At 71.0% G+C, this 26,102-nt stretch carries 27 protein-coding genes; 6 read left to right on the forward strand and 21 right to left on the reverse strand.

The window, feature by feature from the left end; genetic code table 11:
* Position 1: 1 nt before the first annotated feature.
* Positions 2-595 (reverse strand): ArsR/SmtB family transcription factor, encoded by a 594-nt coding sequence (locus tag AMYNI_RS0102870; RefSeq protein WP_020666461.1) that lies wholly within the window; start codon positions 593-595, stop codon positions 2-4.
* 67 nt (positions 596-662) lie between these two features.
* Between AMYNI_RS0102870 and AMYNI_RS43420 the strand changes: the two genes are divergently transcribed.
* Both AMYNI_RS43420 and AMYNI_RS0102880 read left to right on the forward strand, forming a co-directional pair.
* Complete coding sequence (locus tag AMYNI_RS43420; protein ID WP_084628244.1) at positions 663-1,724, forward strand: sigma-70 family RNA polymerase sigma factor; 1,062 nt, start codon at positions 663-665, stop codon at positions 1,722-1,724.
* Positions 1,721-2,419: a GyrI-like domain-containing protein gene (locus tag AMYNI_RS0102880; RefSeq protein WP_020666463.1), complete on the forward strand. Its 699-nt coding sequence runs from the start codon at positions 1,721-1,723 to the stop codon at positions 2,417-2,419. Before AMYNI_RS43420 ends, AMYNI_RS0102880 begins: the two co-directional genes overlap by 4 nt.
* A gap of 3 nt (positions 2,420-2,422) precedes the next feature.
* On the opposite strand, the gene AMYNI_RS0102885 is transcribed toward AMYNI_RS0102880, so the two are convergent.
* Positions 2,423-3,157, reverse strand: coding sequence for an SRPBCC family protein (locus AMYNI_RS0102885; RefSeq protein WP_026359982.1), 735 nt, complete (start codon positions 3,155-3,157; stop codon positions 2,423-2,425).
* Positions 3,158-3,328: 171 nt separating this feature from the next.
* Complete coding sequence (locus tag AMYNI_RS0102890; protein WP_020666465.1) at positions 3,329-3,814, reverse strand: hydrogenase maturation protease; 486 nt, start codon at positions 3,812-3,814, stop codon at positions 3,329-3,331.
* A gap of 325 nt (positions 3,815-4,139) precedes the next feature.
* Between AMYNI_RS0102890 and AMYNI_RS0102895 the strand changes: the two genes are divergently transcribed.
* On the forward strand, positions 4,140-4,859 hold the full coding sequence (locus AMYNI_RS0102895; RefSeq protein ID WP_020666466.1) for a lytic polysaccharide monooxygenase: 720 nt from the start codon (positions 4,140-4,142) through the stop codon (positions 4,857-4,859).
* Between the two features lie 69 nt (positions 4,860-4,928).
* Complete coding sequence (locus tag AMYNI_RS0102900) at positions 4,929-5,540, forward strand: DUF305 domain-containing protein (RefSeq protein WP_020666467.1); 612 nt, start codon at positions 4,929-4,931, stop codon at positions 5,538-5,540.
* Positions 5,541-5,602: 62 nt separating this feature from the next.
* Here the strand turns inward: AMYNI_RS0102900 and AMYNI_RS0102905 are convergent, their stop codons facing one another.
* From AMYNI_RS0102905 to AMYNI_RS0102925, 5 genes are all read right to left on the reverse strand, one after another.
* Positions 5,603-6,499 carry an alpha/beta fold hydrolase gene (locus tag AMYNI_RS0102905; RefSeq protein WP_020666468.1) on the reverse strand — a complete coding sequence of 299 codons (897 nt, stop codon included), beginning with the start codon at positions 6,497-6,499 and terminating at the stop codon, positions 5,603-5,605.
* A complete protein-coding gene (gene dctA / locus AMYNI_RS0102910) occupies positions 6,496-7,821 on the reverse strand; it encodes a C4-dicarboxylate transporter DctA (RefSeq protein ID WP_020666469.1) in 1,326 nt (441 codons plus the stop codon). The genes AMYNI_RS0102905 and dctA overlap by 4 nt, the downstream gene beginning before the upstream one ends.
* A 38-nt stretch (positions 7,822-7,859) precedes the next feature.
* The gene (locus AMYNI_RS0102915) at positions 7,860-8,921 is read right to left on the reverse strand and encodes a tartrate dehydrogenase (protein WP_020666470.1); all 1,062 of its coding nucleotides are present in this window, start codon (positions 8,919-8,921) and stop codon (positions 7,860-7,862) included.
* A gap of 73 nt (positions 8,922-8,994) precedes the next feature.
* Positions 8,995-9,930: a LysR family transcriptional regulator gene (locus tag AMYNI_RS0102920; RefSeq protein ID WP_245573858.1), complete on the reverse strand. Its 936-nt coding sequence runs from the start codon at positions 9,928-9,930 to the stop codon at positions 8,995-8,997.
* Positions 9,931-9,965: 35 nt separating this feature from the next.
* Entirely contained in the window at positions 9,966-10,367 is a 402-nt protein-coding gene (locus AMYNI_RS0102925) for a winged helix-turn-helix transcriptional regulator (protein ID WP_020666472.1), read from the reverse strand.
* A gap of 97 nt (positions 10,368-10,464) precedes the next feature.
* Between AMYNI_RS0102925 and AMYNI_RS0102930 the strand changes: the two genes are divergently transcribed.
* Entirely contained in the window at positions 10,465-11,319 is an 855-nt protein-coding gene (locus AMYNI_RS0102930) for an SDR family oxidoreductase (RefSeq protein ID WP_020666473.1), read from the forward strand.
* Positions 11,320-11,376: 57 nt separating this feature from the next.
* Here AMYNI_RS0102930 and AMYNI_RS0102935 read toward each other — a convergent pair whose 3' ends face one another.
* Positions 11,377-11,916, reverse strand: coding sequence for a DinB family protein (locus tag AMYNI_RS0102935; RefSeq protein WP_020666474.1), 540 nt, complete (start codon positions 11,914-11,916; stop codon positions 11,377-11,379).
* Between the two features lie 104 nt (positions 11,917-12,020).
* Entirely contained in the window at positions 12,021-12,731 is a 711-nt protein-coding gene (locus AMYNI_RS0102940) for a DUF742 domain-containing protein (protein ID WP_020666475.1), read from the reverse strand.
* Between the two features lie 208 nt (positions 12,732-12,939).
* On the opposite strand from AMYNI_RS0102940, the gene AMYNI_RS0102945 reads away from it, so the two are divergent.
* Positions 12,940-13,914: a CE1 family esterase gene (locus tag AMYNI_RS0102945; RefSeq protein ID WP_020666476.1), complete on the forward strand. Its 975-nt coding sequence runs from the start codon at positions 12,940-12,942 to the stop codon at positions 13,912-13,914.
* 48 nt (positions 13,915-13,962) lie between these two features.
* Here the strand turns inward: AMYNI_RS0102945 and AMYNI_RS0102950 are convergent, their stop codons facing one another.
* The 11 genes from AMYNI_RS0102950 to AMYNI_RS0103000 all read right to left on the reverse strand — a co-directional run bounded on the left by AMYNI_RS0102950 (position 13,963) and on the right by AMYNI_RS0103000 (position 25,819).
* Positions 13,963-15,060, reverse strand: a complete 1,098-nt coding sequence (locus AMYNI_RS0102950; protein WP_020666477.1) for a S1 family peptidase — start codon at positions 15,058-15,060, stop codon at positions 13,963-13,965.
* Positions 15,061-15,537: 477 nt separating this feature from the next.
* Positions 15,538-16,176 carry an FHA domain-containing protein gene (locus AMYNI_RS0102955; RefSeq protein ID WP_026359984.1) on the reverse strand — a complete coding sequence of 213 codons (639 nt, stop codon included), beginning with the start codon at positions 16,174-16,176 and terminating at the stop codon, positions 15,538-15,540.
* The gene (locus AMYNI_RS0102960) at positions 16,160-17,494 is read right to left on the reverse strand and encodes a VWA domain-containing protein (protein ID WP_020666479.1); all 1,335 of its coding nucleotides are present in this window, start codon (positions 17,492-17,494) and stop codon (positions 16,160-16,162) included. Before AMYNI_RS0102960 ends, AMYNI_RS0102955 begins: the two co-directional genes overlap by 17 nt.
* Positions 17,491-18,414 (reverse strand): PP2C family protein-serine/threonine phosphatase, encoded by a 924-nt coding sequence (locus AMYNI_RS0102965; RefSeq protein WP_020666480.1) that lies wholly within the window; start codon positions 18,412-18,414, stop codon positions 17,491-17,493. Before AMYNI_RS0102965 ends, AMYNI_RS0102960 begins: the two co-directional genes overlap by 4 nt.
* Before the next feature lie 2 nt (positions 18,415-18,416).
* Complete coding sequence (locus AMYNI_RS0102970) at positions 18,417-20,636, reverse strand: serine/threonine-protein kinase (protein ID WP_020666481.1); 2,220 nt, start codon at positions 20,634-20,636, stop codon at positions 18,417-18,419.
* Positions 20,633-21,880, reverse strand: coding sequence for a caspase family protein (locus AMYNI_RS46975; RefSeq protein WP_051116263.1), 1,248 nt, complete (start codon positions 21,878-21,880; stop codon positions 20,633-20,635). Before AMYNI_RS46975 ends, AMYNI_RS0102970 begins: the two co-directional genes overlap by 4 nt.
* Complete coding sequence (locus tag AMYNI_RS43430; RefSeq protein ID WP_020666482.1) at positions 21,877-22,221, reverse strand: effector-associated constant component EACC1; 345 nt, start codon at positions 22,219-22,221, stop codon at positions 21,877-21,879. Before AMYNI_RS43430 ends, AMYNI_RS46975 begins: the two co-directional genes overlap by 4 nt.
* Positions 22,222-22,238: 17 nt before the next feature.
* Positions 22,239-23,264, reverse strand: a complete 1,026-nt coding sequence (locus tag AMYNI_RS46980; RefSeq protein WP_020666483.1) for a transporter substrate-binding domain-containing protein — start codon at positions 23,262-23,264, stop codon at positions 22,239-22,241.
* Entirely contained in the window at positions 23,261-24,526 is a 1,266-nt protein-coding gene (locus AMYNI_RS0102990) for a hypothetical protein (RefSeq protein ID WP_157357231.1), read from the reverse strand. The genes AMYNI_RS46980 and AMYNI_RS0102990 overlap by 4 nt, the downstream gene beginning before the upstream one ends.
* Positions 24,527-24,801: 275 nt before the next feature.
* Positions 24,802-25,230 (reverse strand): nitroreductase family deazaflavin-dependent oxidoreductase, encoded by a 429-nt coding sequence (locus AMYNI_RS0102995; RefSeq protein ID WP_020666485.1) that lies wholly within the window; start codon positions 25,228-25,230, stop codon positions 24,802-24,804.
* A gap of 97 nt (positions 25,231-25,327) precedes the next feature.
* Entirely contained in the window at positions 25,328-25,819 is a 492-nt protein-coding gene (locus tag AMYNI_RS0103000) for a MarR family winged helix-turn-helix transcriptional regulator (RefSeq protein WP_020666486.1), read from the reverse strand.
* Positions 25,820-26,102 lie beyond the last annotated feature (283 nt).

A 26,102-nucleotide genomic window follows, 5' to 3' on the forward strand; every position in this document is an offset into this window, starting at 1 on the left:
TTCAGGAGTCCTCCGTCTTCTTGATACTCGGATGCAGGGCGACGACGATCCGGTGCGACCGGCCGCCAGCCGCCTTCTCGTCGTGGTACTTGGCGACCAGCGTGGTGACCGCGCCGGCCAGTTCTTCGGCGAAAGCGGCCCGGTCCGCGGCGGAGGCGAAGCGCACCTCACCGTCCACCGCGAAGGTGGCCACCCGCTTTCCGGCCTTGGCGGCGCCGGTGATCAGCGCGCCAACGTCCCGCACCAGCCGGCCGGCCAGCGCCAGCAGCCAGCGCGCCGAGAGCTGGTCCGGCGAGCGGGCGGGATCGGGCTGCACCGCGGCCAGCGCGGCTGGCGAGATCACGTAGGAAGTGGCCGTCGCCCGGAGCACCCGCTCGTTGACGTTGCCCTTCCGGCGTTCCTCCACCAGCTCGATCAGCCCGTGCCGCTCCAGCGCCCGCAGGTGGTAGTTCACCTTCTGCCGCGCCAAGCCGACCCTGGCCGCCAGCATCGTGGCCGACGCCGGTTCGGCCAGTTCCGCCAGCAGCCGGGCCCGCACCGGGTCCAGCGAGACTTCGGCCGCCGCCGGGTCTTCGATCACCGCCACCTCGAACATGCGACCACTCTCTCACCGACGATTTTATTTGTCAAGAACTCGAAGTTGTTCGGCAGGCCGGTGTGAAATGCTGCCTCAGCGGAAGAGGGAGGGCGGACGGATGGCGGACCTGGATCCCCGGCTGGAGAACCACCGGCGGGAGCTGACCGCCTACAGCTATCGGATGCTCGGCTCGGCGTTCGAGGCAGAGGACGCCGTGCAGGAGACGCTCGTCCGGGCCTGGCGGAACTTCGCCCGGTTCGACGAGGGCAAGGCGCCGCTGCGGTCGTGGCTGTACGGCATCGCGACCAACGTCTGCCTCGACATGCTGCGCAGCGCCCAGCGCCGCGCCCGCGCGATGGACCTCGGTCCCGCTTCGGCGCTCGGCACCCCGCTGGGCGCGCCACTGCCCGAAAACCGGTGGCTGCTGCCAATCCCGGACGGCCGCGTGCTGCCGGGGGAAGGCGATCCCGCCGAGCTGGCCGTCGCCAGGGAGACGATCCGGTTCGCGTTCGTGGCCGCGTTGCAGCGGCTGGCTCCCCGGCAGCGGGCGGTGCTGATCCTGCGCGAGGTGCTGCGCTGGCGCGCGGACGAGGTCGCGGCACTGCTCGGCGGCACGGTCGCCTCGGTCAACAGCGCGCTGCAACGGGCCCGCGCCACCCTGCGTGCCGTCGCCCCCGACCCCGCCGAGCCGTTCCGGCCGCTGGACGAGGAGCAGCGGGACCTGCTCGCCCGGTACATCGACGCCTTCGAACGCTACGACGTCGACGAGCTCACCTCCCTGCTGCACGAAGACGCCACCATGGCCATGCCGCCGTTCGCCTGGTGGCTGCGCGGCCGGGACCAGATCGCCGCGGCGCTGCGCGGCGCGGACGGCTTCTGCCACGGCTCTCGCATGGTGGCGACCATGGCCAACGGCTTCCCCGCCTACGGCCAGTACGTGCCCGATCCGGACCGCGGCGGGCACCGGCCGTGGGCGCTGGTGGTGCTGGACGTGGCCGGCGGCCGGATCACCGGCACCACCTCGTTCCTGGAAGCCGAGCGGTTGTTCCCGTTGTTCGGACTGCCGGCGCGGCCACCGATGAGTTCCGGCCCGCCGCTCCGTATCACTGCTGAAGGCAGTCCAGCGGAAAGGGAACCAGCACCATGAGCACGAAGGACCACGATTTCCCGCCCGGCCTCGGCGGGCCGGCGACGGGCGCACTCCTCGCGGCCGGCTACGTCCGGCTGCAGCAGCTGACCGAGGTGACCGAAGCCGAACTCGGGCGGCTGCACGGGATGGGCCCCAAGGGGTTGCGGATCCTCCGGGAGACGCTCGCCGTCACCGGCCGTTCGTTCGCCGGCACCGAACGCGACCCGGTGTTGGAGACCCGCGACGAGCAGCCCTACGCCGCGATCGGAATCGAGGTCACCCTGCGGACCTGGGGCGAAGCGAACGCCCTGGTCGCGGAGGTCGCGGGCTGGCTCGGGCGGCACGGCATCGCACCGGCCGGTCCGCCGTTCTTCCGCTACCACGTGCTCGGCGGCATGGACGAGAAGTACGAGCTGGAGGTTGGTTTCCCGGTCACCGGGCCGGTGCCGCCGGACGAGCGGGTGCGCGCGGGCTCGATGCCGGCCGGCCGGTACGCGACCCTGGTGCACCACGGCCACCCGGACCAGCAGGGACATTCGCATGCCGCGCTGGACAAGTGGGCCGCGGGGCAGGGCCTCGAATGGCAGACCAGCCGCCGCGACGGGCGCGAGGTCTGGGGCTGCCGGTTCGAGTCCTACCTGACCGACCCCGCCGAGCAGCCGGACCCCGCGCGGTGGTCCATCCGGATCTCCTACCAGGTGCGCACCCGGTAGCGGTCAGCCGAGCGCCCGTTCGAGCAGGTCGTGCCAGGCCGAAGGGGCGTCCGGCTCGCCGTAGAAGTGGTGCCCGACCGCGATCGGCATGCCCAGCACGGCCCTGCCGTGGAACCGGTACATCGCGTCGGCGGCGCGTACGCCGAGGAACACCGGCTGGCCGTCCACGGGCGGCACGACGTAATCCACCACGCCTTCGATCGGGGCGAGGCCGTCCGGGGTGAGCCGCACCCGGTCGCCGAGGGCGAACTCGGTCAGCCCGAGCGCGTCCAGCAGCAGCCGGAACGCGCCGGGGTCGGCGGACGCGGCGGGCCCCTCGGCCTCGACGTAGGTGGCGGGACGGCCGGCGAAGTACTTCAGGTACTGGCCGAGGGTGTGCAGGTACATGTCCCAGCCGTGGCCGGTGAGGCTCTCGTAGTCGTCGTCCCAGTCGTCGGCGAGGACGCCGCTGTGTACGAAGCGAAGCACGGTGCTGCCGCCGTCGCGGGCTTCGATCAGGTACTCGAACGCGTCGAGCGTGCCTTCCGCCGCCCCGGGGGCCTTGATGACCAGCCGCTTGCCCGGCTCCCAGACCGCGACGACCGACGCCCCTTCCCCGGCTTGGCCGCCCGGCTCGGGTTCGATCTCCACCGGCCATAGCCAGCCCGCGGTGCCCTCGGGGGTGGCGATCGCCTGCCACACCTGTTCCGGGGTCGCGTCGAGCACGACCTCCTTGCCGATCTCGAACTCCCGCGACATCACGCCCACCCTTCTCGTCTCGCTGTATGCCGCCACCGTCTCACCGACAACTTTAGCTGTCAAGACATGACAACTCGTCGGTGGCCGGACGGGAAGAAGCCCGCGAGTGTGGAACTCGCGGGCGTCGAATGTGGGACTCGGGGGGGCTCGAGTGTGGGACTCGCGCGGGGGTCAGGCTTCGGCGGTCAGGGCCAGCGGGTTTTCCGGGGCGCAGCCCCAGGCGAGGTCGGCGACCAGGCGGACCGCCTCGTCCACCGCCGCGGCCACCGGCGGGCTCAGCTCGGCGCCCTGGCCGATGTGGCCCGGTTCGCAGCCGACCACCAGCACCTCGCCCGCGTCGCCGCCGAGCAGCTCCAGCATCCGGAACACCGCGTCCGGCCGCATCCCGTGCGCGTCCACCGAGCCGCCGCTGCGGCCGGCCTCGATCAGCGAGACCGTGCCCGGTTTCCCGCCACGGGGCACCACGTCGATCAGGATCGTGGTGTCGTAGCCGCCGAGCAGGTCGCAGGCCAGCCGCATCCCGCCGATGCCGTAGTCGGCGATCTGCACCCAGGCCGGTACCGCTGCCTCCGCGAGCCGCCTGGCCACCTCGACGCCGAACGCGTCGTCACCGAGGAAGGCGTTGCCAAGACCGGCGATCAGCACACGGGGCTTCATGCCGCGACCTCCGGAACACTCACCGGCTCCAGCACTTCGGTCTCCGCCGGAGCCGAAGCCGAACGACAGATAGCGGACCTTCAAGGTATGACCGCTGCCCGGATCGCACAACCGCTGCGGGGTGTCCCCCCAATACCTTCGTCTGTTGACCATCCCCCAGCACCCGCCCTATGGTCTAGACCACACCCGTGAGGGTTATGGACCACCTGCCGAAGAGGATCCCGCGCTCCCCGCACGGCACCGGATGCACCAGCTCCCTGCGGCACCGGTGCGCTTCACCCCACCTGGGACCCGCGGATGCGCGTGCTCGGAGAAGGAGCCTGACATGAACGTGAAACGAAAGCTCATCGCGGCGGCAGCCGGTGCCGGCATCGCTCCGCTGATCGTGCTGGGCATGCCGGCCGTCTCGGCCAGCGCACACGGCTACATCTCCTCGCCGCCGAGCAGACAGGCTCTGTGCGCGCAGAACAAGGTGCCGGACTGCGGCGCGATCAAGTGGGAACCGCAGAGCGTCGAAGGGCCGAAGGGGCTGCGCAGCTGCAGCGGCGGCAACTCCCAGTTCGCCGTGCTCGACCAGGAGAACCGGGGCTGGCCGGCCACCTCGGTCGGCAGCACGGTGAACTTCAACTGGGTGATCACCGCGCGGCACGCCACCAGCACCTGGGAGTACTACCTCGGCGGCACCCGGGTCGCGTTGTTCGACGACGGCGGCAAGCAGCCGGGCTCCACCGTGTCGCACTCGGTCAACCTCGGCAACGCCAGCGGACGGCAGAAGCTGCTCGCGATCTGGAACATCGCGGACACCCCGAACGCGTTCTACTCCTGCGTCGACCTGCAGATCGGCGGGGGCAGCACGCCGGGCACGCCGCCAAGCACTCCCCCGCCCAGCACCCCGCCGACCACCGGCACCTGGGCCACCGGCACCGCGTACTCCGCCGGCAGCCAGGTGACCTACAACGGCACCGGGTATCGCTGCCTGCAGTCGCACACCGCGCTGGCCGGCTGGGACCCGGGCGCCACGCCCGCGCTCTGGGAGCGCAGCTGACCCATCGGTGAGCGGCTCGCGCTCCGGCCGGAGCGCGAGCCGCGGCCCCGTCCCCGGGAGACGACGCCCATGAAGCGCTACTCGCTCGTCCTGCTCACCGCCGGCCTGTTGCTGGCCGGCTGCGGAAGCGGCCAGCACTCGGCCCACCATCCGCCCGGTCATGGCGCCCATCCCGAGCCCGCGCCCGCCGCGGCGTCCGCTCCCGGAGCCGCCGGGGAGTTCAACCCCGCGGACGTGATGTTCCTGCAGATGGCCATCATCCACCACAACCAGGGCGTGGAGATCGCCAAGCTGGCGAAGAGCCACGACACCCGCAAAGAGGTCAGCGAGCTCGCCGCGGCCATCGAGGTCACCCAGCTGTCCGAAGTCGGCACCATGACCGACTGGCTCCGCCGCTGGAACCAGCCGGTCGAGACGAGCATGGATCCGAACAGCCACGCCGAGCACGGCGGCCTCCCGCTGACCAGCCCGGACCAGATCGCCGAGCTGGCCGCCACCACCGGCGCCGAGTTCGAGACCAGGTTCCTGAGCATGCTGACCGGGCACCAGCACGGCGCGGTCGAAATGGCTCAGCACGAGGCCAAGGACGGGGCAAGCCCGGACGCGAAAGGCCTGGCGAACCGGATCGTCGAGTCCCGCACCGCCCAGATCCAACAAATGCTCACCCTCATGGACCGATAGCCCTTCCCCTCAAGGGCAAATAGCCGGCTTTTCGCCCCCCTGCCATCAGGGCAAAAAGCCGGCTATTTGCCTGGGTGGAGCGGGGTGAAGAAGGTGCGGAGGGCGGCCGCGGTGCGATCGGGCTGTTCTTCGGGAAGGTAGTGGTCGCAAGGAAGGGCTTCGCCGCGGACGTCGGTGGCGTACTCGCGCCACGCGGCGGGCACGTCATAGCTGCGGCCGACGAAGCTGTGCTCACCCCACAGCGCGAGGGTGGGACAGCCGACCTTCCTCCCGGCGGCGGCGTCCACGTCGTCGTCCGCCAGGTCGGCCGACGCCGCCGCGCGGTAGTCCGAGCAGGACGCCCTGATCGCGGCGGGGTCGCTGAAGCAGCGCACGTACTCGGCCATCGCCGCCGGGTCGAACGGGGTGCCGCCGTGATGGCGGGCGGACATCCTGGCGCTGACCCAGAACTCCGGGTCGGCGCCGATCAGGCGCTCCGGGATGCCGTTGCCGGCGGCGAGGAAGAACCAGTGGTAGTAGCCGAGCCCGAACTCCTTGTCCGCGTGCGCGAAGGTGTACCGGGTGGGCACGATGTCCAGCACCGCCAGCGCGGCCACCGCCGCCGGGAAGTCCAGCGCCAGGCGGTGCCCTACCCGGCCGCCGCGGTCGTGCCCGGCGACCCCGAACCGCTCGAAGCCCAGCGCCCGCATCAGCAGCAGCTGGTCTCTGGCTATCGCCCGTTTCGCGTACTCGGCGTCACCCGGCCCGGGCTCGGGCTTGTCGCTGTCGCCGTAGCCGCGCAGATCGGCCAGCACGACCGTGTACTCGGCCGCCAGCACCGGCGCCACCCGGTGCCAGATCAGGTGGGTCTGCGGATAACCGTGCAGCAGCAGCAAAGGCGGCCCGTCCCCGCCGACCGCGCAGTGAATGCCGACCCCTTCCACTTCGACCCTGCGGTACTCGAAACCCGGCACCCTCACCTGTTGACCTCCACTGGTTCGACCCTTGCCACCGTCTCATCCGGCGACCCGTCGAGCCTCCGGCGTACGCGGGCGACGTCGAGTACACCCTCCCACCGGGCGATCACCAGTGACGCGAGCGCGTTGCCGCAGAAGTTCACCAGTGCCCGGCACTCGGACATGAACTTGTCGATGCCGAAGATCAGCATGATCCCGGCGGCGGGCACGGTGCCCGTGGTGGACAGGGTCGCCGCCAGGATCACGAACCCGGCACCGGTCACCCCGGCCGAGCCCTTCGAGGTCAGGATCATCACGCCCACCAGCGCCAGCTGCATGCCCAGCGAGAGCGGGGTGTCGGTGGCCTGCGCGATGAACACCGCGGCCAGCGAAAGGTACATCGCGATCCCGTCCATGTTGAACGAGTACCCGGTGGGCACGGTCAGCCCGACGATGTCCCGCGGCACGCCGAGGCGTTCCAGCTTGGTCATCAGCCTCGGCAGCACCGCGTCCGAGGACGAAGTGCCGAGCACCAGCAGCAGCTCCTCGCGGAAATAGCGCAGCAGCTTGAAGATGTTGACGCGGATCAGCGCGCCCACTCCCCCGAGCACCACGATGACGAAGAAGGCGGCGCTGCCGTAGAAGACCAGGATCAGCTTGCCGAGACCGGCCAGCGTGCCGGTGCCGAACTTGCCGACGCTGTAGGCCATCGCGCCGAACGCGCCCACCGGCGCCGCGTACATCACGTAGCCGAGCATCTTGAAGATCACCGCGCTGACCCGGCGCAGCCCGTCCACCACCGGCTCGCCGACCTCACCCACCGCGTTCAGCGCGATCCCGGCCATGATCGCGATGAACACCACCTGCAGCACCTTGCCCTCGGCGAACGGGGCGACCATGCTCGAAGGCACGATGTCGGTGAGGAAGTGCCACCAGCTCTCGTGCTCGCCCTTGTCGATCAGGCCCGCGACCGAGTCGCTCACCTCGATCCGCGACGGATCGGCGTGCACCCCGTCGCCGGGACGGAAAACGTTGATCGCGACCAGCCCGAGCAGCATCGCCGTCAACGTCGCGCCCTGGAAGTACAGCAGCGTCTTCACGCCCAGCCTGCCCACCCGGCGCAGGCTGTCCACGCTCGCGATGCCGGTGACCACGGTGACGAACACGATCGGCGCGATCACCATCTTGATCGCGGCGATGAAGGTGTTGCCGAGCGGTTCGAGCGACGCGCCGAAGGACGGCCACAGCAAGCCGACCCCGACGCCGAGCGCGATGGCGGCGAGCACCCAGACGTAAAGCTGGCGGTACCAGGGTTTCCGGGCGGCCCCGGGCTCCGGTGCGACCATGATCGTTCCTCCTCGTCGAGCAACGTGCGGTCCGGGCTTCACGCCCCGGCGTACTCCAGAACGGCCTTGGTGAACTCCTCGGTGCCGGCAGTGCCACCGAGGTCGGGGGTCCGGATCCCGGTTTCCGCCAGCACTGCGGCGATCGCGTGCTCCACCTCGGCGGCGGCTTCGGCGTGGCCGAGGTGGTCCAGCAGCAGCGCGGCGGTCCAGATCGCGCCGAGCGGGTTGGCGATCCCCCTGCCGGCGATGTCCGGCGCGGAACCGTGCACCGGCTCGAACATCGACGGGAAGTCCCGTTCCGGGTTGATGTTCGCGGCCGGCGCGATGCCGATGCTGCCCGCGACGGCGGCGGCGAGATCGCTGAGAATGTCGCCGAACAGGTTGGAACCGGCGATCACGTCGAACCGGGCCGGATCGAGCACCAGCTTGGCGCACAACGCGTCGATGTGCTCCTGCTCCCAGCCCACGTCCGGAAAGGACGGTGCCAGCCCGGCGACCAGCTCGTCCCAGAACGGCATCGTGTGCACGATCCCGTTGGACTTGGTCGCCGAAGTGAGCCGTCCTCGCCGCCGCCGGGCAAGGGCGAACGCGTAGTCGAGCACCCTGGTCACCCCGGCGCGGGTAAACACCGCCTCCTGCACCGCCAGCTCCTCCGGGAACCCGCGGTTGAGCCTGCCGCCGATCTCGCTGTACTCGCCTTCCACGTTCTCCCGGACCACCACGAAGTCCACCTGTCCCGCGACGGCGTTCCGGACCGGGCTCCGCACGCCTTCGAACACCTTGACCGGGCGCAGGTTCACGTACTGCCGGAAACCGCGGCGGATCGGGATCAGCAGGCCCCACAGGGAAACGTGGTCGGGCACCGCGGGATCGCCCACCGCGCCGAGGAAAATGCCGTCGTGGTGGCGGATCAGGTCGAGACCGTCGTCGGGCATCATGGCGCCTTCGCGGCGAAAGCGCGCACAGGACCAGTCGAACTCGTCGTAGTCGAACTTCACCCCGTGGCGGGCGCCCACCGTGTCCAGTACCGCACGGGCGGCCGGAGTCACCTCACGGCCGATGCCGTCACCCGGGATGAGCGCGATTCGGTGCGTAACCATGCCGGAGATCGCACCACCGGCGGCGCGTCCGCGTCCAAGACGCGTTCCCGGCCAGTGTTATAGGCCCGGCCTATCAGCGCTTGTTGATACCGGCGAATTCGCGGGCGGCGGCCAGGAACGCGGTCGCGGCCGGGGTGCGCGGCGGTTTCCGGCTGACCAGCGCGAGATGCAGGTACGCGGGCGGCTGGAGGTCGAGCACCAGCGCACCGGCCCGCCTGGCCAGCGGAGCCCACGAATCGGCCAGCACGGCCACCCCGACCCCGCCGAGCACCAGCGGCAGGATCGCCTCCCGGTGCTCGGACTCGACCACCTCGGTCAGTTCCACCCCGCCGGCACGGATCTCCTCCACCAGCCGCCGCATCCCGGTGCCGGGCTGACCCACGATCAGCCGCCGCCCGGCGAGCTGCTCGTGCCGGACCACGGCGCCGTCGGCGAACGGACCGGAGGCGGGCGCGATCAGCACGAACCGCTGAGTGCCGATCAGATCGAGGTCCACCCCGGCCGCGGCTGGCCGGTCGCTGCTGGCGAGCAGGCCCAGCTCGGTGACCCCGCCGCGGACCATCTCGATCACCCCGGTGGCGGTGAACGCGGCCCGGATCGTCACGGTCAGGCCCGGGTGACGTTCGGTGAAGGTCCGGATCATGCCGCCCAGCGGTTCCACCGCCTGCGACGGCATCGCGGCGATCTCCACCTGCCCGGCCTCCAGCCCGGCCACCGACCGCACGCTGGCCCGCGCGGCAGCGAGCCCGCGGACCACCTGCCGGGCCGGTTCCACCAGCGCCCGCCCGGCGTCGGTGAGCACCAGGCGGCGGCCGACCCGGTCGAACAGGTCCTGCCCGAGATCCCGTTCGAGCACCCGGATCGCCTGGGACAGCGAAGGCTGCGAAAGGTACAGCGCCGTCGCGGCCCGGTTCACCCCGCCGTGATCGACGACCGCGAGAAAGTACTCCAGCTGCCGGGCGTCCACCTCGACCCCTTCCGGTCCTTCCCGGACATTCCACAGTGACATTCCACAGTGGAGCTTACGAGCACCGGCCTGGAAGGCTAGCCGCGCTTGGCCTCGTCGTAGCGGGCCTGCGCGGCCGTCACCTCCGGCATCTGGCTTTCCACCAGCTCCAGCAGCTCGCGCAGCTTGTCCGCGGTCCGCCGTCCCAACGGGGTGAGGCTGTACTCGACCTTGGGCGGGATGACGGGCTGCGCCTCGCGGTTCACGAACCCGTCGCGCTCCAGCGCGTGCAAGGTCTGGGCGAGCATCTTCTCGCTGACGCCGTCCACGCGGCGGCGCAACGCGTTGAAGCGCAGGGTGCCCTCCTGCAGCGCGGTCATGGCCAGGATGCCCCAGCGGCCGGTGACGTGCTCCAGCGTGGTCCTGGAGGTGCAGGCCTTGGCGAACACGTCGTAAATGAGCTGCCCGTGCTCGTCCACCCACTGCGGTGCCTCGGTCATACCACCCACGATACCAGTGACTGTACTCACCCAAAGTTTGCACTTTCTCAGAGTTAGTGCAAACTGTCGGTAAGTACTCGACCCGAGGAGAACCGAAATGATCGTTGTCACCGGCGCGACCGGACAACTCGGCAGGCTGGTCGTGGAAAGCCTGCTGGAGAAGATCCCGGCCACCGAGCTGGCGGTGGCCGTGCGCACCCCGGCCAAGGCCGCCGACCTGGCCGAGCGCGGAGTGGACGTGCGGGCCGCCGATTACGGCGACCCGGCGGCACTGGCCGCGGCCGTCAAGGGCGCGGACAAGGTGCTGCTGATCTCCAGCAGCGAGGTCGGCGGGCGGGTGCCGCAGCACACCGCCGTGGTGAACGCGGCAAAGGAGGCCGGCGTCGGCCATCTCGTCTACACCAGCATCCTGCGGGCCGAGACGAGCACGCTGGGCCTGGCACCCGAGCACAAGGCGACCGAGGAGCTGATCCGCGGCTCCGGCGTGCCCTTCACCTTCCTGCGCAACGGCTGGTACACCGAGAACTACCTGCAGCCGATCGCGCAGGCCGCCGAATCCGGCTCCTTCGCCGGCAGCGCCGGTGACGGCCGCATTTCCAGCGCCACTCGCGCCGACTACGCCGAGGCCGCCGCGGTGGTGCTGACCGGCGACGGCCATCGGGGCAAGGTCTACGAGCTGGCCGGGGACACCTCGTGGAGCTATCCCGAGCTCGCCGCCGAACTGAGCCGGGCCGTCGGCAGGCCGGTCGAGTACCAGGACGTGCCCGCCGAGCGGCACCGCGAGATCCTGCTCGGCGCCGGCCTGCCCGAGCCGTACGCCGACCTGCTGGTGGACTCCGACCGCGGGATCCGCGGTGGCGAACTGGCCGACGACTCCGGCGAGCTGCGCGCGCTCATCGGCCGTCCGACCACCCCGCTCACCGACACCGTCGCGACGGCACTCCGGGACTGACCCGTCCCGGCCGTGAAGTGTCCAGTGTGGACACTTCACGGCCGGGAAACCGGGGCGCTAGCCCATGCTCTTGGCGCCGTCGAGGGACTCCCGGATGATGTCGGCGTGCCCGGAGTGCTGGGCGATCTCCGCGATCAGGTGCAGCAGCACCCGGCGAGCCGACCAGCGCGCGCCGGGCTCGAACCAGGGCGCCTTCGGCAGTTCGCGGCTGACGTCGAGGTCCGGCAGGCTCGCCACGATCTCGTCGGTCTGCTTGGCGACCTCTTCGTAGTGCTCCAGCGCTCCGGCCAGGGTCTCGCCGTCCACCAGCCGGAACCCGTTCGCCCAATCCGCCTCCGCCTGACCGGCCTCCATCGCTTCGGCCCCGCCGAGCACGAACCGCATCCAGGCCTGCTCCACCGCAGCGACGTGCTTGATCAGGCCGGCCAGGTTCAGCTCGCTCACCGTGGTGCGCTGCGACGCCTGCTCTTCGGTCAGGTCGCGCAGCGTGTTGCGCAGGAAGAAGCGGTGCTTCGCGAGTACGGCCAGCAGGTCCGCACGCTCGCCGGTCGGGTTGGTCGCCGCAGTGGTCTCGGTGCGGGTCTGGGTGGTGGTCACGGTGTTCGCCTTCCTTCGTTGTCTGTTGAGGACCACATTAGAAGGCGTTCCGGCCAGGTTCTGTCCTAAAGCGGAGAAGATCTTCAGAAGTTTCTTGGACCGGTCTAGAGCCGGTTCAGGCCGTCGAGCACCCGCCGCATCAGGGCCAGTGTCGGGCCGCCGTCCTCCCCCGCCCGTTCCGCGTCGTGGATGTGGAGCAGGTCGAGTTCGGCCATGTCGCTCAGCAGCACCCTGGCCACCCCGAGCGGCATCGCCAGCGTCGCGGCGACCTCGGCCAGCGACAGCGGCGCGCGCTGCAGCAGTGCCCGCACCGGCTGGAACTCGGTGCTGTCGGCCACGCCCGCCCAACGGGCATCCGCGCGCAGCGACACGAGCGTCTCGATCGCCAGGCTGCGCGAAGAACGCGTACGCCCCCTGGTGATCACATAAGGCCGGACGCGCTGACCGGCGAGCTCGTCCGGCGGGTCCCCGGCTTCCCAGAACTCTTCGCGGACCTCAGGCCGGGGAAACTCGCGCGGCACCGGGGACGGTTTGAACACGGCCTCGGCCGGCGGTTCCGAGACGGTTTCGGGTTCCGGCACGGGTGCAAGTTCAGATTCGGGTTCCGGCTCGGCATAGCGTTCCAACTGCTTCGCGGAGGGAAAACGCGCACCTGAAGGCCGCAGGCGACCACGCATCCGACGGACCTTCGGCTCGCCGTCCTCCTGACCGTCCTCGCGGGCGGCCAGCTTTTCGAGCTGTTTCGCGGACGGGAACCGCGCGCCGGCCCTGGCGACCGGCTCGTCGCCCGAACCGGTCCCGGCTGCTGCTCCCATGTGTGGCCCCGTTTCGCGCGCAGGTCGGTATGCGTCGCGGACGGCACCGGCAGCGAGGGCTCTCAGGGTAACGAGAATTCCGCCGCCGTCCAGCCCTGTGCCGGCGGTGAACAAAATGAACACAACCTCCGCTCCCGCCCGCCGCCGTCCGCATACTCTGCCGAGACCGCACCGCCCCACGAGTGCGCACGTTCCACTGGAGGCAACGATGCCTACCTTTTCGCCGACGGCGCGGCGCCGTCCACACCGGCTTCGCCCGGCGCAGGCCGCACTGTCCGCACTGGCCGCCGCGCTGCTGACCGTGGCCAGCACCCCGGCCGCCACGGCCGCCCCGCAGACCGAAGACCACGGAAGACCGTCCACCGGTTGCGGCCGGGCACCCGGCATCGCTCCCGGCCGGACCGTGCCCGGCGAGATCGAGGTCGGCGGGCTGCGCCGGAGCTATCTGATCCACCTGCCGCCGGACTACCACGCCTGGCGCCCGCAGTCGCTGACGCTTTCCTTCCACGGCCAGGGCCGGACCTCCGCCTACCAAGAGGAACTGTCGGGCGTCTCGGCCTACCGCACGATCGCGGTCTACCCGCAGGGCGTGGTCGGCGGCGAGGAGAAGACCGCCTGGCAGGGCGCGCCCTACTCGGCGCCGGTCGACGACGTGCTGTTCACCGGCAAGTTGCTGGACCGGCTCCAGCGCGACCTCTGCGTGGACACCCGCCGGATCTACGCGACCGGGAAGTCCAACGGCGGTGGCTTCACCGGCCTGCTCGCCTGCCGGATGGGTGACCGGATCGCCGCCTTCGCCCCGGTTTCCGGCGCCTTCTACCCGCAGGCTGGCGTCTGCCATCCGGACCGCCCGGTGCCGATCCTGGACTTCCACGGCGGCGCCGACCGCACCATTCCCTATGCCGGAGACCCGGTGAAAGGACTGCCGCCGCTGCCGGACTGGCTGAGCGCCTGGGCCGAACGCGACGGCTGCGCACCGCGGCCGCGGGTCCACACGCCACTCGATGGGGTGGAGTTTCAGCGCTGGCACGGCTGCCGCGCCCGCGGCGCGTTGGAGCACTACCGGCTCGACGACCTCGCGCACGACTGGCCGAGCACTTCACCGAACCCCGATTCCGACGAGCCCGCCGCGCTGGACGCGACACCGATCATCATGCGGTTCTTCGCCGCGCATTCACGCTGATTCCCGCCGAGGCGAGCGCGCGCCGGGACGCGCGCTCGCCGAAGGGGATCAGTCGGTTTCCAGCTTCAGGTCGTAGCGGTTGAGCACTTCCCGCACGGGCTGGAAGAAGGTGATGCCGCCGGAACCGCAGTTGCCGGAGCCACCGGAGGTCATGCCCTGCGCCTGCACCTGGTTGCTGTCCGAGTCGGGACGGCTGACGAAGGAGCCACCGGAGTCGCCCGGCTCGGCGCAGGCGTCGGTCTGGGTGAGACCGTGCACGATGTCGCCGTTGCCGTAGTTCACGGTCTGGTCGTAGGCCCGCACCCGGCCGCAGTGCCAGCCCGTGGTGGACCCGGACCGGCAGACCCGGCCGTTGATCTCGACCACGTCGTCATCTTGGATCCGCACGTCCGAGCCTTCGTCGTACCGGTCCACCCGCGGCGGGGTGTCCACGTCGTTCTCTCGCACCCGGATCGTGCCGTAGTCGTTGCCGGGGAAGGAAGACCTTGCCACCGGGCCGACGGTGCCGCCGGTGCCCCGTACCGTGCCGCCCAGTTCGGTGCAGTGCCCGGCGGTGATCACGAATCGGTCATCGTCGTCGTCCTCGTTGTAGGCGTTGAACCCCACCGAGCACCGGCCGCCGCCGAAGTAGATCGCCTGCCCGCCGATGACATTCCACAGTGGACGCGGCGCCTCGGCGACCCGCTCCACCCGCAGCGGCCCGGTCCCGGCGGAACGCGCCCAGGCCAGCCCGGCCGCGTCCTCGTTCACCACGCTGACCACCACCTCGTTGGCGGGCGCGTCGACGTACCAGCCCGCCACCGTGTCCGGCACCGTGCCGGCTCTTCGATCCAGGGTGGACTGGATCTCCTTCAACTGGGCGGCGCTGCGCGGCAGCACCTTCGCGACCGCGCCCGCCGCGTGGACCTCGGCCACCATGGCGGAGTCCGTGACACCTACGACAAGTCGGCCGGTCGCGATGTCCAGCCAGGAGTTCGCGAAGGTCCCGCCGAGCCGCTGGCTGAGCGAGTCGTGCGCGGCGGCCAGCGCCGCCGGGCCCGCGGACTCGCCCAGTGCCGGCGTTGCCGCCGCCGGAGTGGCCAGTGCGGCCGCGGTGACCGCGGCACCGGAAAAGGCAACGATTGCATGCAGAGAACGTCGACTCATGAACAGCCTCCAAGGACAACGGAAATACGATGGAAAATGGGGTGCACGCCCGACGGGAAACGCTACGGCAGCGCACCGGCAGCGGATAGCGGCTATTTGAGCGCTCCGAGCAGCCCCGACTGCGGAGTTAACCGGTCACCATTAGTCGCCTCGCTCCGGCATCCGGGTGGCCGGATCTCCGCACGGCTGCCCGCTTGCCGTATTAAACACAATCGAGCGACCCGACCATTCCACGAGGGCACGAATAGTCGTTTAATTGAAACAATAGTAATAGTCACCCGTTCGAGTACACCTGAAACTCCCGCATCGTGTTGGCCATTCCCGTCGGCGTGTTGGTCGCTCCCGTCAGTGAGTTGGCCGTTCGCGGCGGCCACTGGGAAGCGACCGACTATCCGAGCCGGCCAACCCGGCGTCGCAGACGGCCAACTCGGCGTCGCGGACAGCCAACACAGCGACCGGAGCGGCAAACACGGGGAGCTAGGTGCGGCTGGACCGGATCGTGATGACGGTCCAGGCACCGAGATAGATGCGGTCGCCGTCGCCGAGCACCACCGGCTGGTTGGGCTTGATCGCGGTGGTCCGGTCGTTCACCTGGGTCCGATTCACCGAGCCGAGGTCGACCACCGCCCAGGAGCCGTCTTCCTGCGCCACCAGCATCGCGTGCGCCCTGCCTATCGCGCGGTCCTCCGGCGGGCCGCCGAGGTCGATCTCCGGTGCGATGCCGCGGGCCGGGTCCGCCCTGCCGATCAGCATGGACTCGCCGCGCAGGTCGAACCGGCGCGGCGGCAGGAAGCGCGGGAAGTCGACTTCGAGCTCGCCCGCTTCGGCGCGGATCAGGTCGTAGTACTCGCGGTCCGCGCTGACCACCGCGGTCCAGGACGCACTGGACGGTGCGGTCCGGGTCTGTTCCGGCGCGTCCGGCGGCAGCTGCGTGTCGTAACCGCAGTCCTCGCAGAACTGCCCGGTCTGCCCGGGATGCCCGTTCGGGCAGTCCCATTCCGGCGCGGGCTCCGGCTCCGGCTCGCGGACGGGCGGCGGCGGTTCGTTGAAGTCGGTGCCGCAGACTTCGCACACCGCGGGATCACCCGAAAAGTGCCCCTTACGACAGGTCGGCATCTTCACCTCCGGTGCTCTTCTTGACCCGGATCGTCCGCTTCGACTCGAGCTTGGCCATTTCCTCGATCACCGCGGCCATGTCCGAACGCACCTTCACCGTCCCCCGGTCCAGCTCCACCAACTGGTCGAGGTGCTGCAGGGCCTCGGTGTTGCCGTGCTCCTCGGCCAGCTCGCGCGCGCGGCCGAGCCGGGCGGTGGCCCTTGGCAGGTCGCCGGCGGCCTTGGCGGCCAGCCCGTCCCGCAGCAGATCGGCCATCTCGGCCTGCCCGGTGAAATGCGCGACCTGCGGGCTGATCTGGGTGGACAGCCTCGGGTCCTCGGTCCACTGCACCCGAACCCGCTGCTCGGCGGACTCCTGCCCGCCGGCGGCCATCCGCACCCTGGCCGCGACCAGCGCCTCCCCCACCTTGCCAGCCTCGACCTCGATCGACAGGTGGAAGTCGCGGGTCTCCGCGCCCCAGTTCCCGGTCGGGTAGGCCCGCACCCGCGGGGTGACCTCGATCCCGCGGCCGGTGAGGTCGCTGATCCGCGGGAAGACCTGCTTGAGGAAGCGAAGCCGGGCGTGCGCGGGGGTCCACAGCCGCAGCGAGACGTCCGCGGCGGACTTGCCCATCAGCGTCTCGGTGACCGCGCGGAACTCGGCCGCCAGCGCCGCCGGCTCGATCAGCCCCTTCGCGGAACCGAGCAGCACGTCCGCGATCCGGTCCAGCGGCTCGGCCTCCCAGCCGGTGCCGACTCCGCGGCCGTCGCAGCTGAACTCGCCTTCGCAGCGGTGAAGGGCATCCTCGAATTGCGCGGTGGTCTGGTGCTCGTTGCGCCCGTCGGTGAGCAGCAGCCCGTGCCGGATCCGGGCGGGCGCGCCGGCGAACAGCTCCGCGGCCAGCAGCAGCCACGAGCCGATCGCGGTTCCCCCGTCCGCCCTCAGGCCGCGGACCGCCTCGGTGGCGGCGCGGCGGGTGGCCGCCGAGGCCACCGCGAACTCGCGCACGGACGGATAGACCATCCGCGCGGTTTCGGTGCCCTCCACCACCGCGAACGCGACGCCGTCCCGCAGGGACTCCACGGCCGCGGCCACCGCGAGCTTGGCCTGCACGATCTTGCTGCCCGCCATCGACCCGGAGCAGTCGATCATGATCACCTGAGCCACCCGCGGCCCGGCACCCGGTTCGACCGGCGGCTCCAGCGACGCTCCGGAAAGGGTCACCGACACCACCGCGTCCATCACCCGCCCGCCGGCGGGCAGGTACTCGTTCTGGTCGACGTGCACCTCGAAACCGAGCGGCTGGGCCGTTTCGGGTGTGTTGGGCAGCTCCGTCATGGCGGGGAACCTCCGGCATCTCCGGGACCGGGACAGGCCAGTGCCGCGACGGTCACGTTGTCGTGCCCGCCCGCGGCCAGCGCCCGGCCGAGCAGGGTCCGCACGGCCGCGGCCGGCGAACAGGTGTGCCCGGCGGGGGCGACCACGCCGGTGTCGACATAGCGGGAAAGCCCGTCACTGCACACGACGAGCAGGCCGGGCGCGTCCGGGGCGAACTGGTGCACCTTCGGCGTCACCGCACCGGCGTCGGCGCCGAGCCAGCGCTCGAGCGCCTGCGCCCGCGAGCCGGCGCGGCGCGGGTCGGCCCGTGGCACCCCCTCGGCGGCCAGCCTGCCGTCGATCGAGTCGTCCACGGTGAGCCTGCGCAGACCGGCCGCACCAGCCCAGTAGCCGGGGCTGTCCCCCACCCAGCCGACCACCGCAGTGCCCCCGCTGACGAGCGCGGAAACGTAGGTGCAGCAAGGCGGATCGTCCTCGGCGGGGTCCCCGAGATCGGCCGCGGCCACGCCGGCGGCGATCGCGCCGGCGATCGTCGCGGTGCGCGGTGAGTCACCCCGCGCGGTGGCCGCGAGCAACTCCCGCAGGCCCGCCTCGGTGGCCGCTTTCGCCGCGGTTTCCGAACGCGGCGAGGACGCGACCCCGTCGCAGACCACCGCGGCGGAAACCTGGCCAACCTGGCCGAGGGTACCGATCGCCACCGCGTCCTCGTTGCGGCCGCGGTGGTGGCCCCGGTCGGTGACCGCGGCGACCCGCCCCATGTCCAGGGTCTGACCGTCGGAAAACCCGGTGCCATAAGAGAAAAGCAGGCTCATGTCCAGATCGGACGGTGGACTCAGGTCCCGGCCGCAGCCCTCGCAGAACAGCCATTGCGGCCGCACCCCGGAAGCGCAGTGCGGGCAGGAGCGGGTTTCGGTGGTCACGGCTACACCAGCGTCTTCGGCCGGACCTCGTTGGCCCTGTCGACCAGCCGGGACCTCAGGTCGCGGTCGGTGGTGAGCTTGGCCAGCCGCCGGTAGTTCTCCTCCAGCCCGGCCCGCAGCCGGTTCTCTTCGTTGTCCCGCACGGCCGCGTCGTCGAGCTGGGCCGGCCTGGCGGCGAGTGACGCGGTGAGCACCTCGATGCTCAGCCGCACGGCCCGTTCGGTGTCCAGGTCGAGCCCACCGAGCCGGTCCGCCGCCGCTTCCAGGTCGGCCCCGGACGCCCCCTCGCCGATCAGCGCGCGGACGGCGGCGACCCGCGCGGCCACGTGGTGGGTCGAGCTGTCCGGCACCCCGTCGAGCACCGTCACCGCCTCCGCCCGTTCCCCGCGCGCGAGCAGCGTGCGGGCCAGGCCGAAGGCGGCGCTGACGTAGGAGTCGTCGGTGCTCCACACCCTGGCGTAGAGGCGCTCGGCCCGCCCGGTGTCGCCGTGCCATTCCGCCGCGGCGGCCAGCGCGAGCTTGGCCGCGAGCTCGCCGGGCAGCGCCGCGTAGACGGCGTCGAACCGGACCGCCGCCTGCTCCGGGTCGGCGTCGGCGAACGCGGCAAGCGCCCCGTACCAGTCGCTGCGCCAGTCCTCCGGCACCGCGGCGGTGAACTCGTCGAGGTCGGCACGGGCGGCCGCCACGTCGCCGGCGGCGATGTGCGCGTCGACGAGGCGCAGCAGCACCTCCGGGGTGCGCTGGCCGCTGCCGAGCAGGGTCTCCACCAGCCGGTCCGGGGCGGTACTGCCCAGGGTGGCGAGGAAACCGGCCTCCGGGTCGGCCGGGTCGACCAGCGGGCTCGGCAGGCACAGCGGTACGTCGGCCCAGGTCACCGGCTCCACCGGCGCCGCGGAAATCACGCCGGTGCCGGTGCCGAACACCCGGCGCTCGCGGGTGAACAGGGTGGAGACCACGCTCTCCGGCTCGCCCCGCTCGGCGGCCAGCACCTCCGCGAGCACCCCGGAAACCTGGTCGCGCAGGTCCTCGGCGGACTGGAAGCGGTACCGCGGGTCGGCATGCGCGGCCCGTTTCAGCAAGCGGTGGAAGGATTCCTGGGCCGCCAGCACCTCCACCTCGGCGGGATCGGGCAGCTTGTGCCGGTACGTCCCGGTGAACCCGGCGAACGGGAAGCTGAGCACCGCCATGGTGCGGCCGAGGGTGTAGAGGTCGGTGTCCGGCGCGGGCCGCCGCGGGTCCGCCTCGTCCTCGACCTCCGGGGCCTGGTAACCCTCGGTGCCGTAGACGGACCCGCCGCCGTCGGCGGACAGCACCGCGCCGAGGTCGATCAGCTTCACCTGCTGCTCGACCTGCATCACGTTCTCCGGCTTGAGATCGCAGTACAGCAGGCCGCGCCGGTGCAGGTAGCCGAGCGCGCCGAGGATCTCGTCGGCGTACTTGAGCACCACCGGCACCGGCAGCGGCGCCAGCTCGCCCCGGTCGTCGCGGTTGCGCTGGAACATGTCCCGCAGGGTCCGGCCGCCGAGGTACTCCATCACGATGTAACCGGTCACGGTGCCGGAGCGGGGATCGGTGTGCCGGACGAAGTCGTGGATCTTGACGATATTCGGGTGGTCCACGCCGACCAGGAAGCGCCGCTCGTTCACCGCCGCTGCCACCGAGTCCGGGTCGCCCTGGTTGATGAGTCCTTTGAGGACGACCCAGCGCTCGGCGTGCTCGTCGCCGAGATTGCGGTCGCGGGCGAGGTAGATCCAGCCGAACCCGCCGTAGGCGAGGCAGCCGAGCACTTCGTACCGGTCGAGCCGCTGTCCCGGCTCCAGGGCGGGTTTGTAGGAGAACGGGAGGCGGTCGCGCGGACAGAATCCCTCGACGAGGCCGGGCCGGTCGCCGCGCGGCTGCCCGACCGGCTCCTCGCATTTGGGGCAGATGCGGCGGCGGTAGGGCACCTGCGGGTCGGTGAGCACGGCGTCGGCCGGGTTCCGGGGGACGAAGCTGGGCAGCTCGACCTGTTCGGTGACGAGGCCGCGGTGCCTGATCGCGCCCGGGGTGGTGCGCCCGGAGGACCGCGACGACCGAGAAGACACAGCCGACCGAGCCGACCCGCTCGGCACGGGCGCGGCGGGCGGCGACGTGGCGGGACCCGGTCTGACGAAACCGCACTCGTCGCAGGAACCGTCTTCGAGGTAGCTGCCCAGGCATTCCGCGCGCACGCACATGCTCATCGCGGCCGCTCCCGTTGCTGTACCACCGATTTCTGGTAGGCCGCCACCGCCATGGTCGCCGCCCTCAGGTCGCAGGGCTTGGTCCAGAGCAGTTCACGGGCGGCGGTGTGCCGGGTGGAGACCTCGTCGTGTTCCGCGATGCCGAGCCGGACCGCCATTGCCAGGTAGATCGACAGCCTGCCGCGCAGCTCTTCCCGCCGCTCCAGCAGTCCGGACATCCTGGCCAGGCGCTCGGCGAGCGCCTCGCCCGCCGCCTCGATGTCCCGGTGCAGTGCGGTCAGCTCGTCCCCGGCGCCCGCCCAGTGGCCCGCCCCGGTCAGCTCGTCCAGCCGGTCGAGCCGCTCGCGCAGCCCGGCGGAAGCGGGCCGGCCCGGCGGCCGGTCGGTGGTGACGATCTTGTCGCGCACGACCTGGAACTCCGATTCCGCGTCGACTTCGGCCTTGGCCAGCGCCTGCAGCCGCTCCTCCGCCCGGTCCCGGCCCGCCCGCACGGCGAGCACCCGACCGGCCTGGTTCGGCGCCAGCGCCAGTTCGGAAACGCTTCCGTCGTCCCGGTTCCTCGGCGTGGGACCGGACTGCTTCGCCATCTCGTCCTTGAGCCACCCGGCCAGCGCACCGAGGGTGACCAGTGGTCCGGCGCCGGGCACCCCGTCGCGCAGCGCGGTCAGCAACGCCCCGGTGAACAAGGTGTGCGTCGCGCCTTCGGGTGCCTGCGAAGTCTGGGAGTCCGCGGTGGCGGTCAGGATGTAGGCACCCTCGACGTCCACTCCGGCGAACACCACTTCGGCGCGGCCCGACATGGTCTGCTCGATGGCCCTGCCGCTGAAGCAGCAGTCGACCACCAGCACCCTCGCCTTGGCCCTGCTGGTCCGGATCGCCTGGCGCACCTCGGTGCAGGGCAGCGCGGAGGTGCTGACGGTCTGCTCTTTGGTGCCCTTGGTCGCCAGGTACAGCTTGTTGTCGGCGCCGGAGATCAGGCCGTGGCCGGCGTAGTAGACGAACAGCACGTCCTCGGCCTCGGCCGCGGCCCGCGCGAGCGCCGTCCCCACCTCGGTCTCGTCCTTCGGGTCGCGCAGCACCTCGCAGTGCTCCGCCGGCAGGCCGGTGCCCTCCGGGGAGGTGAGCACCGCGTGCAGGTCGTCGAGATCGCGCGACACCGCGGGCAGGTCGTGCAGCTCGTCGTAGGAGCTCACGCCCACCAGGAGTGCCCTGGAGCGCTGGGGATCGGGCAGGCGTGCGGTCATTCAGGATCTTCCAGCACCGCGCGGAGCACGGCCTCCGCGTTCTTGGACTGGACGTCCACCTCCACCGTCTCCCCGTCCCGGCCGGTCACCCGCAGGGTCACCTTGCTGCGGCGGGTGCCAAGCCAGGTGCCCACCGCGGCGGCCAGCGCGGCGATCGCCCCGCCGTCGCCGAGCGCGGCGACGAGCACGTCCGCTACCCCGCCCATCTCGTCATCGCGCAGGGGCGCGGGTTCGCGGTGCACGGCACCACGCAGCTTCGGCTCGCCGTCGAGCCATTCCCGCAGCGAAGCCACATCCGCTTGGACGTCCTCGCTGCCGGTCACCTCGATCCGTGCGCGCACGGCCGTCTCCTTTCGCCTCACTCGTACTCGGGCTCGGGCAGTGCTTCCTTTTCGGCGCTCAGCACCCCGCCGAACCGCTTGTCGTACAACGCCTGCAGGCCGTTCGCGGAACCATCGGCACGCACCCGCGCCAGCACCTGGTTGACCAGCCGGACCAGGTCGGGGTCCTCGTTGCCGATCGCGACCCCGGTCAGGTCCGCGCCCGCCTCCGAATCGGGCAGCACGGTCGTGTTGGCGTCCTGCTCGGCGAACCCGGCCAGAATGACGTCGTCGGTCGCGATCGCCTCGATCTGGTTCTGCTGGAGCATCACCATGCAGTCGGCGGTGTCGGCCACCGAGACCGCGATCGCGCCGGCCAGCCGGATGCGTTCGATGTTCACCGTGTTCTCCGCGGCGCACACCGCCCTGCCCCGGTAGTCCGAAAGCCGCCGCGGCTGGACCGGGACCCTGCCCCGCACCAGGAAGCTCTGCCTGGCGAGCAGATACGGCGCGGAGAAGGTGATGCCGTACCTGCTCACCCGTTCGCAGGTCATGGTGGCCACGGCGAGGATCAGGTCCACCTTCTCCACGTCCCTGGCCTCGGCCTGGGTCCGGTTCTGCTCGGTGTCCAGGCCGTAGAACCGGTTCTTCGTGGGCACCGCGACGTACTGGATCTTCGCCTCGAGCTGATCCACCGGCAGGTCCCCGAAGATCTCCTTGGCGACCAGGACCGCCAGGTCGACCTCGAACCCGTCCATCCGGCCGGTGCGCAGGTCCCGGGAGCTGAGCAGGTAGGCGGTCTGGCTGACGCCGACCAGCACCCGGCCGCGCTGCCTGATCCGGTCCAGCGCGGGCCCGGACAGCACGCCGTCCGGGCGCAGGCTCTTGGGCACGCAGGGCGCCGGCGCCGGGGCGGCCCCGGCGGCCGTCGGCGGATGGCTGGCCACGCTGCTCGGCGACGGCCGCGGTGCGTCCCGCTCCACCAGTTTCGGGCCCTGCGGCGCCGAACAGCCCGCGAGCAGCAGCGCGGTCACCAGCGCCAGTGTCGTCCGGAAACGCGTCATCGGTACTCCGCTATCCGTGGCCACAGGCCGGCCACCGCGGCCGCGCCGGTGAGCGCCATCAGCACGACGACCAGCACGTCCATCCCGTCCAGTGCCGCCACGGCGCCCGAAACGGACTCCTCGGCGCGTTCGGTGGCGGCGGTGATCGCCTTGCCCAGTTCCTGGTCGAGCGTCTCGGCGGCGGCCGACCCGGTGATGCCCTTCGCGGTGTCTTCATAGGGCGGCCGGAGCTTTTCCGGGTTGTCCGGCTCGTCCGGGCTGAACAGGTCCTCGTTCACCCCGCGCCAGTTGGCGACGGCGGCCTCGGCCGCGTTCAGCGCCTCGTCGTCCTGGCCCGAACCGGCCCGCACCGTCCGCACCACCGAGGCGATCCCGTCGATCGTCTCGCGAAGCCGCTGCACGTCGCCGACCTGGGGGAAGATCAGGATCCTGGCCTCGTCGGCGTCCGCGCTGCGACCGTCGGCGCGGGCGTCGGCCAGCCGCGCGACCCGCTCCCTGGATTCGTGCAGGCTGTCGCCGCTGCGCGACGCCGCGACCGCGGCCACGATGCTGAGCAGGGCGAAGCTCAGCACGGTCAGCGCGGTCGCGGCCAGCAGGCCGAGGTTGAACCGCCGGCGCGTCCGCCTTGCCAGGTAGCGCTGCGCGGCCACCAGCACGAGCAGCAGGAGCAGGGTGGCGGCGAACGGGCCCCAGGCGAAGGTGTCCACGTCCTCGTCCTGCGACCTGGCGATCTCCGCGGTCTCCGTTTCGCGCAGCGCGGCCGCGGTGGTGAGCATCCGGTCGCGCACCAGGATCGACGCCTCGTTGAGGTAGGAGATGCCCAGCGGGCGGGCCTGCCCGCTGTAGACCCAGCCCGCCTCGACCAGCCCGACGTAGACCGGCACCAGCGCGGCGAGGTCGGCCACCTTCTCCTTCCCGGCACCGTCCCCGGACGGTGCGTAGGTGGCGGCGAACTGCAGCGCATCGGTGACGTCCGCGATGTCCTCGCGGAAGGCCTGCTGCAGCTGGGTCACCTGGTCGCCTTCGACCAGTACGACGTTGTGCGAGGTGGCGTCCGCGTCGGCGAGTGCGCGGTAGACGGTGAGCGCGGCCGTGTTCACCGCACCACGGTGATGGCCCATCTCCTCCAGCCGCTCGGACCGGCCACGCAGGCTCAGCGCGCCGGCCAGCCCGGCCAGGAAGGCGGCGACCAGCACCGCCGCGACAATCGCGGTGAGCCGCCCTTCGGTGCGGCGAAGATGGGCGGCTATCTGCCCTCGCAAGGACAATATGGCACTTCACCCCCATTTCGCCGTCAGCGGTCCAAGGGCCAATCCGACGATGGCGGAGATCCTCACCGCAAGACCAGGCGTCAAGGTGCCGCACAACTGCCCCTCAGCCCCAGCTCCAGCCAGGTCCACAAAGGACAGAAAGTGGAAAGAACCGGCTCGCCGCGTCCAGCGCGGCCGTCGTCGCACCCCTCAAGGCAAATAGCCGGCTTTTTGCCCTTTGAGCGAGGGGCAAAAAGCCGGCTATTTGCCGGGGGTCAGGGTTAGGGTTAGGGCTGTTCGAGGAGGACGACGGGGATCTCGCGGTCGGTCTTGGTCTGGTACTGGGCGTAGTTCTTGTGGTCGGCGACGATCCGCGGCCACAGCTGTTCCCGCTCCTGCGCGGACGCAATCCTGGCTCGCATGGGCTGCTCTGGTTTGCCCTGGAACGCCACCTTGACCTCGGGGTTGGCCTTCAGGTTGTGGAACCAGGCGGGGTGCTGGTCGTCGCCGCCGCGGGAGGCCACCACGACCAGGGTCGTACCGTCCTGCACCGGCGAGGTCAGCATCACCGAACGGGCCTGGCCGGACTTGCGGCCGGTGGTGGTGAGCTCCAGCACCGGCATCTTCGAGACGTGCCACCCGGCCCGGCCGCCGCTGAGCTTCAGCAGGCCGCGGTGCACGGCGTTCATGGCTTTCAAAGCGAAGTCGCTGGGCATGGCCGGAATCTAGTCGCCATCCGGCGCGATGTCGAAAGCACTTCCCCCACCCGGGGTCATGACAGGCCGCAACCGTGCCATAACACGCCGTACGAGTTCAGTCCTCGGACAGCTCGTCGGTCGCGGTCCGCCCGGCGGACGTGGTCCGGCTGAGGAAACCGGCGAGCAGTTCGAGCTCGGCCTCGTCGTAGCCGGCGCAGATCTCGTCCATCGAGGCGTTCATGCCGGAGAACAGCCCGATCAGCTCGGCATTGCGGTCACGCAGCGCCCGGACGACCACGGCCCGGCGGTCGTCCGGGTCACGCTCACGGGCGACCCAGCCGCCGCGCTCGAGCCGGTCCAGGATGCCGGTCATGGTGGCCGGGTGCAGCCCGGCCCGTCTGGCCAGCGCGCTCGGGCTGAGCGGACCGTAGCGGGCGACGAGCTCGAGGCAGTCGAGGTCGGCGTCCTTGAGCTCGAGCCGCGCACCGACCTGATGGCTGAGCAGGGACAGCTGAATGCTCAGCTCGCGCAGCGACTCCTTGATGGCGGTGTTCAGCCGCCGCCTGCGCCGGTTCGCCTGCGCGTTTTCGGATGGTACGGAAACCATAGGTTACAGCCTTCAGAGGATACGAATCGCGGAAGGCAATCGTACCCGATACGGATCAGTGCCGCGTCTTCGGGCAACACCGGCGGCCGCTATTTCGAAAGAAGACAACTTGACGGAGAAACAAAGAAAAACCGGAGCGATCTAACGTTCCGCTGCCGAACAATTGCGACCTGTAGTCACCGGAAAGCGCTACCATCGACAACCGCAGAATCGCGGCCGGTCGCGGGCAGAAAGCGCTACCATCCGCTTCCGGACAAGCGCTACCCGTAGCCAAAAGAACGCA

Origin of the sequence: Amycolatopsis nigrescens CSC17Ta-90 (genome assembly GCF_000384315.1) — a bacterium.
GTDB lineage: Bacteria > Actinomycetota > Actinomycetes > Mycobacteriales > Pseudonocardiaceae > Amycolatopsis > Amycolatopsis nigrescens.

What these genes read in the sequence shown, in the direction of transcription:
- AMYNI_RS0102870 (WP_020666461.1), bottom strand. Translation starts at nt 595, where the DNA reads ATGTTCGAGGTGGCGGTGATCGAAGACCCGGCGGCGGCCGAAGTCTCG.
- AMYNI_RS43420 (WP_084628244.1), top strand. Translation starts at nt 663, where the DNA reads ATGCTGCCTCAGCGGAAGAGGGAGGGCGGACGGATGGCGGACCTGGAT.
- AMYNI_RS0102880 (WP_020666463.1), top strand. Translation starts at nt 1,721, where the DNA reads ATGAGCACGAAGGACCACGATTTCCCGCCCGGCCTCGGCGGGCCGGCG.
- AMYNI_RS0102885 (WP_026359982.1), bottom strand. Translation starts at nt 3,157, where the DNA reads ATGTCGCGGGAGTTCGAGATCGGCAAGGAGGTCGTGCTCGACGCGACC.
- AMYNI_RS0102890 (WP_020666465.1), bottom strand. Translation starts at nt 3,814, where the DNA reads ATGAAGCCCCGTGTGCTGATCGCCGGTCTTGGCAACGCCTTCCTCGGT.
- AMYNI_RS0102895 (WP_020666466.1), top strand. Translation starts at nt 4,140, where the DNA reads ATGAACGTGAAACGAAAGCTCATCGCGGCGGCAGCCGGTGCCGGCATC.
- AMYNI_RS0102900 (WP_020666467.1), top strand. Translation starts at nt 4,929, where the DNA reads ATGAAGCGCTACTCGCTCGTCCTGCTCACCGCCGGCCTGTTGCTGGCC.
- dctA (WP_020666469.1), bottom strand. Translation starts at nt 7,821, where the DNA reads ATGGTCGCACCGGAGCCCGGGGCCGCCCGGAAACCCTGGTACCGCCAG.
- AMYNI_RS0102915 (WP_020666470.1), bottom strand. Translation starts at nt 8,921, where the DNA reads ATGGTTACGCACCGAATCGCGCTCATCCCGGGTGACGGCATCGGCCGT.
- AMYNI_RS0102920 (WP_245573858.1), bottom strand. Translation starts at nt 9,930, where the DNA reads ATGTCACTGTGGAATGTCCGGGAAGGACCGGAAGGGGTCGAGGTGGAC.
- AMYNI_RS0102925 (WP_020666472.1), bottom strand. Translation starts at nt 10,367, where the DNA reads ATGACCGAGGCACCGCAGTGGGTGGACGAGCACGGGCAGCTCATTTAC.
- AMYNI_RS0102930 (WP_020666473.1), top strand. Translation starts at nt 10,465, where the DNA reads ATGATCGTTGTCACCGGCGCGACCGGACAACTCGGCAGGCTGGTCGTG.
- AMYNI_RS0102940 (WP_020666475.1), bottom strand. Translation starts at nt 12,731, where the DNA reads ATGGGAGCAGCAGCCGGGACCGGTTCGGGCGACGAGCCGGTCGCCAGG.
- AMYNI_RS0102945 (WP_020666476.1), top strand. Translation starts at nt 12,940, where the DNA reads ATGCCTACCTTTTCGCCGACGGCGCGGCGCCGTCCACACCGGCTTCGC.
- AMYNI_RS0102950 (WP_020666477.1), bottom strand. Translation starts at nt 15,060, where the DNA reads ATGAGTCGACGTTCTCTGCATGCAATCGTTGCCTTTTCCGGTGCCGCG.
- AMYNI_RS0102955 (WP_026359984.1), bottom strand. Translation starts at nt 16,176, where the DNA reads ATGCCGACCTGTCGTAAGGGGCACTTTTCGGGTGATCCCGCGGTGTGC.
- AMYNI_RS0102960 (WP_020666479.1), bottom strand. Translation starts at nt 17,494, where the DNA reads ATGACGGAGCTGCCCAACACACCCGAAACGGCCCAGCCGCTCGGTTTC.
- AMYNI_RS0102970 (WP_020666481.1), bottom strand. Translation starts at nt 20,636, where the DNA reads ATGAGCATGTGCGTGCGCGCGGAATGCCTGGGCAGCTACCTCGAAGAC.
- AMYNI_RS46975 (WP_051116263.1), bottom strand. Translation starts at nt 21,880, where the DNA reads ATGACCGCACGCCTGCCCGATCCCCAGCGCTCCAGGGCACTCCTGGTG.
- AMYNI_RS46980 (WP_020666483.1), bottom strand. Translation starts at nt 23,264, where the DNA reads ATGACGCGTTTCCGGACGACACTGGCGCTGGTGACCGCGCTGCTGCTC.
- AMYNI_RS0102995 (WP_020666485.1), bottom strand. Translation starts at nt 25,230, where the DNA reads ATGCCCAGCGACTTCGCTTTGAAAGCCATGAACGCCGTGCACCGCGGC.
- AMYNI_RS0103000 (WP_020666486.1), bottom strand. Translation starts at nt 25,819, where the DNA reads ATGGTTTCCGTACCATCCGAAAACGCGCAGGCGAACCGGCGCAGGCGG.